The following is a 1,930-nucleotide window of genomic DNA, read 5'->3' as shown; positions in this document are numbered from 1 at the left end:
ATTATGATTAATGAATATTTCCAATACTGCTCTTTGAAAGCCATACTCAACTATTTTCAATTATGAGTAAAATTACTTAATTCAAATATTAGTTTTTTTTCTAAACAAAAAAGCTGAAATATATGTTCTTATTTTCCAATATTATTGTTTCAAATTTAAACAATTATTACTAATAACAAGGTAGATTATTTCTCAATATTAGTGAATATATCAACAAATATTTAGATAAAAGAACGCCTTATAATTTTTATCTATAAGATATAGTCAAAAGCTATAATCATATCAAAATCCGCATCTACGTATTTTTTACAGATATTAATTCCGATTTATTAATGTATTTTTGGTTAATAAACCGCCAAAGCATCGCTACAAGAACCTTTTCTTCCTGTTTTTTAATTACTTTTGTATATATGTTGTACTTCACTATCAACTAGGCAATAACAAATGGATGAAACACTTAATATAGAGTCACGTTATAAACAAGACTATAAAATATAGGAGAAAACCTCAATGGAATTATTATATGCACAAGAACACCTTTCTTGTTATAATTATGAAAAGAGTGAAAGACCTACAATTGAGAAAAGAATTTTAAATAAGGACCAACAATGGGACTTCTTCTCTATTAATAATAAAGTAATTTTCATTCTAAAAGGTTCCTTGGATTTTTCTTTTGGCGAATTTACAAACAGAACGATTACAGAGGGTAAGATGATGCTTCTTCCGTCTGGTAGTGAGATCATCAGTTGTGCCAAAGAAGAATGCTCTATTCTTGTAGTCCGACTTCATAACACAAAACAACTCTGTGATTGTTTTTCATTAGATAAACTATTGCGCGAAGACAAGAATGGCTTTAAACCTAATCTTTATTTTCTTGATATAAATGAACGGATAGAATCATTCGTATCTTTTCTTGATACGTGTATGCACGACGGTTTAAAGTGCACATACTATTTTGAACTAAAGGCTAAAGAATTTTATTTCTTACTTAGAGCTTATTATACAAAAATAGATTTACTTTGCTTTTTTTATCCGCTATTAAGTAACGATATTTCATTCTCCGACTTCGTAATAAGAAATCATTATAAAGCTAAAACAGTTCAAGAGTTGGCTGATCTTTCACATTATAGCCTTTCGGGATTTCAAAAACGATTTAAAAAAGTATTTGGAGTTTCGGCCTATCATTGGATGAAAGATGAAAGATCTAAGGCTATATATCATCAAATAAATAGCACTGAGAAATCTTTGAAGGAAATTAGCGATGAATACGGCTTTTCCTCTCCTTCACACTTCAATGATTTTTGCAAGATACATTTTGGTTCTACACCAGGGCGTATCAGAAGTAAAAAAAATACTACGCAAGAATAATCCAACACATAAAATAGGCACGAATTTGGTAAAAGCTGGTTTATATTTGTAATAATCGATAATAACTAAACCCATACCTTTGTAGTGTAAATATATGAGGAGTATATTTATTAAATGAAAACCTAATCTAGGTTGTAGTTTAACTCTATTATTGTGTAGTTTTGTAAAGTTTGTGTTAAGGTTGGAAAGTCTGCGAAGAGAATTTGCGGGCTTTTTGCATTTTTAATCAACAGTATGATGCAAAGAAAATTATTCAGATTCTATAATCTTTCATTTTTAGGGATATTAGTTACCTTTCTTTTTACATGATTGACTGATCATTTATTTTTGTATATCTGATAAAATAAGTTCTTTCATAATTATATTTTATTGAATACAACTGTAGAACGAAATAGACAAGGCACTTCTAGTCTTCGAGTTACTCTTTTTTTCGAAGATTGTTATCATATATTAATTTTATCTATAATATCTAAACAGTTATTCTCAGAACAATAATTTTTATATACATTTGTAATGTGTTTTTCATAGTATTAGATTTAAGGTTAACAATGAAGATTGGTTG

The 1,930-nt window shown here is 28.2% G+C and carries 1 protein-coding gene; it reads left to right on the top strand.

All coding sequences use genetic code 11. From position 1 onward, the window contains the following. The first annotated feature begins 510 nt into the window (after nt 1–510). On the top strand, nt 511–1,368 hold the full coding sequence (locus JGH11_RS19825) for an AraC family transcriptional regulator (RefSeq protein ID WP_201114672.1): 858 nt from the start codon (nt 511–513) through the stop codon (nt 1,366–1,368). Nucleotides 1,369–1,930: the final 562 nt, after the last annotated feature.

The organism is Dysgonomonas sp. Marseille-P4677 (assembly GCF_016652235.1).
Taxonomy (GTDB): domain Bacteria; phylum Bacteroidota; class Bacteroidia; order Bacteroidales; family Dysgonomonadaceae; genus Dysgonomonas.
This window is presented reverse-complemented; position numbering and strand designations above follow the sequence as displayed.

Excerpts from the sequence above, each read along its gene's own strand:
- JGH11_RS19825 (WP_201114672.1), top strand. The coding sequence starts at position 511 with ATGGAATTATTATATGCACAAGAACACCTTTCTTGTTATAATTATGAA.